General features: G+C 47.9%; 6 protein-coding genes. All 6 read left to right on the forward strand.

The window, feature by feature from the left end:
* The first annotated feature begins 102 nt into the window (after positions 1-102).
* The 6 genes from WQ57_RS20790 to WQ57_RS20815 all read left to right on the forward strand — a co-directional run bounded on the left by WQ57_RS20790 (position 103) and on the right by WQ57_RS20815 (position 6,416).
* Positions 103-720: a YczE/YyaS/YitT family protein gene (locus WQ57_RS20790; RefSeq protein ID WP_046525670.1), complete on the forward strand. Its 618-nt coding sequence runs from the start codon at positions 103-105 to the stop codon at positions 718-720.
* 83 nt (positions 721-803) lie between these two features.
* On the forward strand, positions 804-1,628 hold the full coding sequence (locus tag WQ57_RS20795) for a YfkD famly protein (protein WP_046525671.1): 825 nt from the start codon (positions 804-806) through the stop codon (positions 1,626-1,628).
* A 152-nt stretch (positions 1,629-1,780) separates the two neighbouring features.
* A complete protein-coding gene (locus WQ57_RS20800) occupies positions 1,781-2,494 on the forward strand; it encodes a hypothetical protein (protein ID WP_052948841.1) in 714 nt (237 codons plus the stop codon).
* A gap of 126 nt (positions 2,495-2,620) precedes the next feature.
* Complete coding sequence (gene ggt / locus WQ57_RS20805) at positions 2,621-4,312, forward strand: gamma-glutamyltransferase (protein WP_046525672.1); 1,692 nt, start codon at positions 2,621-2,623, stop codon at positions 4,310-4,312.
* Between the two features lie 186 nt (positions 4,313-4,498).
* A complete protein-coding gene (locus WQ57_RS20810) occupies positions 4,499-4,684 on the forward strand; it encodes an SE1561 family protein (RefSeq protein WP_046525673.1) in 186 nt (61 codons plus the stop codon).
* A 163-nt stretch (positions 4,685-4,847) separates the two neighbouring features.
* Positions 4,848-6,416 (forward strand): fumarate hydratase, encoded by a 1,569-nt coding sequence (locus tag WQ57_RS20815; protein ID WP_046525674.1) that lies wholly within the window; start codon positions 4,848-4,850, stop codon positions 6,414-6,416.
* Positions 6,417-6,936 lie beyond the last annotated feature (520 nt).

The raw sequence follows: 6,936 nt of genomic DNA on the forward strand, positions 1-6,936 counted from the left end.
GCATAAGTTTTTAGAGGATATAAGAAAATAAATAATAATAATAATAATACCACTCTGTTCCTGCCTGGAGCAGAGTTTTTAATCACTAAAGGAGATAACACGATGATGTGGTTTTACAGAATAATGTTCTTTTTAGTCGGCCTGGTACTGTTGTCGCTTGGAATATCCCTGACAATCAAATCGGGACTTGGTTCCGGAGCATGGGACGCCCTCAATGTCGGCCTGTCGGAAACAGTCGCCTTCACTCCGGGGACCTGGGTTGTTCTTGTAGGAATTTTCCTGATTATCTTTAATGCCTATCTTGGAAAGCGGCGGCCTGATTTTGGCGCCATCATAACGTTGTTTCTGACGGGTGTATTCATTGATTTTTGGCTGCTGATCGCCTTTAAAGACCTAACGGCAGTCGGGCTTTTGTCCAAGGGGCTCATATTTCTGTCGGGCTTGCTAATCATGAGCATTGGAATATCCATTTATATTCAGGGGAAGCTACCGCTCAGTCCGATTGACAGCCTGATGATGGCGTTAAGGGAGAGGTTTGGATTCAGCTTGATGGTCGCAAAAACCATCGGGGAGACGACGGCTCTAATCCTTGCCTTTTTCTTTAACGGGCCGATTGGGATTGGAACGGTAATTGTCACCTTTGCCGTCGGGCCGCTGCTGCAGCTGTTCGCCCCTTACGCTCAAAGGCTTTTCGAAAAACTGGCTGCTTCTCCAAGATAATTTTAAAAAAGCGGATAATCTGCGCGGACTACGAAAAAACTACAATCAAGAATGTTTTGTAGTATGGAAAGGAGTCCGACATCATGAAAAAGTACAGCATTATCCTTTTAGGCATGGTGTTCATGCTAGCTTTTTTATCACCGGCGGCCGCTGAGAAGAAGGGTGATAAGCCAGCACCTGCTCCCAAGCAGGAGGCTATATATTCAATTCCTGATTCTGTTATGAATATCACAAAGGACAATACCTATCCAAACCCAGCCGAGGACCTGCCTTTTTTGCAGCCGAGCGAGCTTGCAAAAACATTGATCGAGACCTCGAAGGTTAAAATTGAAAATCCTGATCTTATTCGTCTTTTGAACGAAACAAGCATTAACAGTACGCCTTTTGCCATTGGCTACCGGGCCATCGTTTATCTCGGAGAGTGGCCGCTTAATTACGAATCGACGGAGACATCGCCAAATTGGCAGTACCAAAAAATCAATACCAATTATTATGATAACCGTGGCGGCAACGCTCCCTATCAAATCCATTATGTTCAGGAGCAGCAAAAAGCTGTCAAAGGGGGCCTGACGGCGAAGGTAAAGAACGCTGAAGATGTCCAAAAGATGATGATGCTGAAAGCCGCCAAAAAGACAGGGCTGCCGCTGGCCTTGGAAACGATTGTCGGCGCTGGTACAAAAAAAGACCATATCTATAACATCCAGCCAAACCGCCTTGGCTATCTGTACGCCTATGCGCCTGCCATCAATGAAAAGGGCAAGGTAACATACGGGGAAGTTTACTTGATGTTAAAAGGAAACAAGAAGATGATTGTAGTAAAAAATGTTACCTCCCAGGGAATTGGGGCCTGGATTCCGATTCAGGATCATGTGACTTTTGGGTTTGTGTCAAGTGAACGCCCTAGATAATTCAATTTAATGCCGGCCATAGCGCCGGCATTTTTGCTGTGTTTTTATCCTTGTATTTCCACTTCTCCTGACAAAGGTGTTTAGCGTGTTGCGATGCCGGGAATTACACCAATATAATCGCACATACTAACTACGTTAAGGAGGAACTAATAATGCCACAAAATATTTTACCCAATCAAACGAACAGCATGGATTCTTCAATGAACAATGTAAAAACATCATTCGGTTCGTCCGCAGCGACTACAACTTCATCTTCAAGCAATAACAGCAAAATGATGAAGGGAATCCTTATCGGCGGCGTGATTGGCGGAGTCCTGGCGATGCTTGATGCCAACACAAGGACAAAAGTAAAGGACGCCGCGGTAAATGTGAAAGATTCTTCCATGAACATGATCAGTGAAGTGAAAAACAACCCTACAGATGTAAAAGAGCAGATGATGAGTTCATTCAAGGACGCGTCCAATGTATTGAAGGAAGCCATCAGCGATGCGCAAAACTTGTACGAGCGTCTAAACAAGGATATGTTCGGCAAAGTAGGCGAGGCGAAGGAAATCACGACCCAGGCGGTAAATACCGCCATGGAGGCAAAAGGTGAACTGGCTGAAATCGGCTCCAAAGTGAAAGAGGCAGGAGCTGTGGCAATGGACAACCCTGTAGTGGATGCCGCGAGTGAGAATAATGAGAGTACATCGGGTTCAACAGGCAACAGCAACACCAATATGAGCGTCAAAACCACTGATTCCGGTGTGACAGATGCCTATGCAACAGGAATGGACAGCAAGCCGAAAGATACTCCGGAGCTGGGGAACACTTCCAATACACTTTCCATTCCTCCCGAAGACCAAATGAACAAAAATAATCGATAAAAAGGAATTACAGGAAAGGGCCAGTCCGGATTAGGACTGGTCTTTTGTTATTTCAACATAGTTTTGCTTAAGGATGAAACGGGTAAAAACTGATATCTGTCTGTCAAATGAATTGGAGGCAATAATATGGCAAAAGGAAAAGAAATAATAACCCGTTCAAATAGAAGTGAGTATGAAAGAGAAACAGCCAAGGGTGCAAAAGGGATGGTCGTATCAGCCCATCCGGTGGCAACCGATATTGGAAACCAAATCCTGAAAGAAGGAGGAAATGCCATCGATGCAGCTGTTGCGGTTCAATTCGCCCTTAATCTTGGGGAGCCGATGATGACCGGAATCGGCGGCAGCGGATTTTTCATGGTTCATCATAGTGAGAGCAACACAACGAAAATCTACGATGGCCACTCTAAGGCGCCAAAAAAGGCTCACCCTGAGATGTTTTTGGATGACAAAGGGGAAGTCATTCCGTTTAAAAAAAGGTCTACCCATGCAACGGCCGTAGGAGTGCCAGGCATATTGGCCGCGATGGATGCCGCCCTGCAGGAGCATGGGACAAAGGAGCTGTCCGATTTGATTCAGCCATCCATTGAGGCGGCCGAAAATGGCATCCACGTCAACTTCATGCTTGACTGGGCGTTAAAGGAATTCGAATACCGCCTGAATGACCAGGCGAGGGAATTGTTCCTCCCAAAAGGAAAGGCGCTGGCAGAAGGGGATACCTATTTCAAGGAGCATCTTGTTAAAACCTACAGGATTTTGCAAAGGGAAGGCATCAAGGCATTTTATGAAGGCGAAATAGCGGAAGCGATTGTGTCTACCTTAAAGGAAAATGGCGGATTTATGGAGCTGTCCGACCTGAAGGACTATAGGCCAATGATTGACGAGCCTGTCTGGTGTGAGTACAGAGGATACAAGGTGGCATCCTCCAATATGCCGAGTGCTGGCGGAACCACCGTGCTGCAAATCCTGAAACTCCTTGAAGGATTCGACCTAAGCAAGTATGATGCCAAGTCATGGGAAAAGTATTACCTGTTTGTCGAAGCCATGCGGATTGCTTTTTCGGACAAAGTCGCTTTCTCGGGTGATCCGGAATTCAACCATATCCCTGTCGAGGGGCTGCTTAACGAGGATTACCTGCGTGAACGCCGCAAATTTATCAATTTTGAAGGGAAAAATGCAGCCATCGATTTTGGGAACCCGTGGGCCTACGAGAATGGGGAGGAAATCAGTGTGGTTTCGCAGCCGTTTGAGCCTGAGCGGGAAAGAAGCGAAACGACTCATTTCACTGTTATGGACCGCTGGGGAAATATCGTTGCCTGCACTTCGACAGTCGAGCATCCATTTGGTTCAGGAATTATGGTGAAGGATTATGGCTTTATGCTTAACAATGAGCTGACCGATTTTGATCCAGTGCCGGGCGGGTTAAACGAGCCTAGAGCCGGGAAACGCCCTGTCAGCTGCAAAAGTCCGACTATCGTGTTCAAGGATGGAAAACCTGTGCTGACGCTCGGGTCGCCGGGGGGACCTACTATTGTGGGTTCCGTATTCCAGACGCTTGTAAATGTTCTGGATTTTAAAATGGATTTAAAGGAAGCGATTGAAGAACCGCGCATTTTTAACAGTACTGGTCCACTGATTGGCTGGGAAGCGCATGTAGACGAAATGGCAAAGGGAAAGCTGGAGCAGCTGGGCTACGAGTTTAGCAAGGATCCTTATCCAATCGGCAATGTCCAGGCCATTGCAATCGACCCGGAATCGGGAGAAATGTATGGCGCCGCCGATTCCAGCAGGGAAGGCAAGGCTGCTGGAATCGATGAATGACGCAGCAGATTGGGAGCAGGCAAGCTTTGCCTGCTCCTGATTTAATTTTGTAATGGAAACGGTGCAGACAGGTGACAATAAGTTTGCCCGAAGTATGTGCTGAAAAATTTAATCAAACGTTTGATTAAGATTGCAACAGCGGCCTTTTTTCGTTAGGATGAGTACGAAGTGAAAGGAGAGAGTTGATTGGGAAGCCCGATTAAAGACCAAAATACCCAAGTGGTATTTCTAAAGCACCGCTTGAACGCCTTTATGGATCTGTTGGATGCCATCGATCCGGAACAGGCCGAGCTGGAGGACATCGACCGCATGATCGCGATTGTCGAGGAAATGGATGCAAAATGCCGCGAGTTCAATAACCGCGACAAATAAAGAGGCCTGCCGGGTCTCTTTTTTTTGGAGTCGGTTCAGAGGGATTAGGAGTTTCCATCTTTTAAAAGAACGGCGATAGGAGTATAATGAAAGCGGTATTGTAATAGAAAATTCACAAAAATAGATTGACGAATATGGGAGCATGAGGAGAGGGGATAAACAAATGAACATGGAAAAGTTTCAGGAGAGCATGTACCACTTGATTGTGCAAACATCTACAAACCTGCCAAAGGACGTGCGCCGTGCGATTAAGGGCGCGAAGCAGCGCGAGAATGCCGGAACCCGCTCTGCCATGAGTTTGGCGACGATTACCAATAATATTAAAATGGCGGATGAAAATGTATCGCCGATTTGCCAGGATACAGGGTTGCCTACTTTTAAACTGAAGGTTCCTGTTGGGGCCAACCAGCTTCAGATGAAAGAGGCGATAAAAGCTGCCATCGCCCAGGCAACAAAGGACGGCAAGCTGCGCCCGAATTCCGTCGACTCGCTTACTGGCGATAATAGCGGCGATAACCTTGGGCTCGGATTGCCTGTCATCAAATTTGAACAATGGGAGAAGGATTTTATCGATGCGCGCCTGATTTTAAAGGGCGGCGGCTGTGAAAATAAAAACATTCAGTACAGCCTGCCATGCGAACTTGAAGGCCTTGGCCGTGCCGGACGGGACCTTGACGGAATCCGCAAGTGCGTCATGCATTCCGTCTATCAGGCGCAGGGGCAAGGCTGCAGCGCCGGCTTTATCGGTGTCGGCATCGGCGGCGACCGCTCTTCAGGCTATGATTTGGCGAAGGAGCAGCTGTTCCGGTCGGTGGATGATGTGAATCCTAACGAAGAGCTTCGCATGCTTGAAGAATACATCATGGATAATGCCAATGAGCTGGGAATCGGCACGATGGGCTTCGGCGGCGAGACCACCCTTCTTGGATGCAAGGTTGGTGTGATGAACCGCATTCCGGCAAGTTTCTTTGTGTCGGTTGCGTACAACTGCTGGGCATTCCGCCGGCTTGGTGTGCAGGTAAACCCGGAAACTGGCGAAATTAAGGACTGGCTATACCAGGAAGGCGAAGACATCGACTTTGCTGACGAATCCGGCGAAGGTGCGGCAGTTGCGGAAATCGCCGCAGCGGCTGAAGCTCCAATCTCACAGGAAGCCATTACGCTTACTGCCCCGATTACGGAAGAGCAAATCCGCCAGCTCAAGGTTGGCGATGTAGTGAAAATCACCGGCAGAATGTACACCGGGCGTGATGCGATCCATAAGTACTTGATGGACAATGACGCACCAGTGGACCTGAATGGACAAGTTATCTACCATTGCGGACCAGTTATGCTGAAAGATGAAGCAGGCAATTGGCATGTAAAAGCGGCAGGGCCGACGACAAGTATTCGTGAAGAGCCTTACCAGGGGGATATCATGAAGAAGTTCGGCATCCGCGCCGTAATCGGAAAAGGCGGCATGGGCGCCAAGACCCTTGCGGCATTGAAGGAACACGGCGGCGTTTACCTAAATGCCATCGGAGGTGCAGCCCAGTATTACGCAGAATGTGTCAAGTCGGTAGACGGCGTGGATCTGATGAATTTCGGCATCCCTGAAGCCATGTGGCACCTCCAAGTCGAAGGTTTCACTGCGGTGGTGACAATGGATTCACATGGCAACAGCCTGCATGAAGACGTGGAGAAATCCTCGCTTGAAAAGCTGGCACAGTTCAAAGAGCCGGTGTTTAAATAACGGGGGAAACTTGTTCTTAAGACGACGAGTATCTTTGGAAGGGTTTGTTTGTTGGTTTTTTGGGAGTCCTCCATTTACTGATGGAGGACTGTTTTTCAAATCCTGAACCCTATTTGGTCCTCCATCCACCCGATGGAGGACCGTTTTTTAGAATCTGCTTCGGTTTTGGTCGTCCATTCACTTAGTGGAGGCCCGTTTTTTAGAATCTGCTTCGGTTTTGGTCGTCCATACACCCGATGGAGTCCCATTTTTCAGAATCAGCTTCAGTATTGGTCCTCCATGCACCCGATGGAGGACCGTTTTTCAGAATCAGCTTCAGTATTGGTCGTCCATGCACCCGATGGAAGCCCGTTTTTCAGAATCAGCTTCAGTATTGGTCGTCCATACACCCGGTGGAGGACCGTTTTTCAGAATCTGCTTTAGTATTGGTCGTCCATACACCCGATGGAAGCCCGTTTTTCAGAATCAGCTTCAGTATTGGTCGTCCATGCACCCGATGGAGGACCGTTTTTCAGAATCA

Origin of the sequence: Mesobacillus campisalis, assembly GCF_000986785.1 — a bacterium.
GTDB lineage: Bacteria > Bacillota > Bacilli > Bacillales > Cytobacillaceae > Mesobacillus_B > Mesobacillus_B campisalis.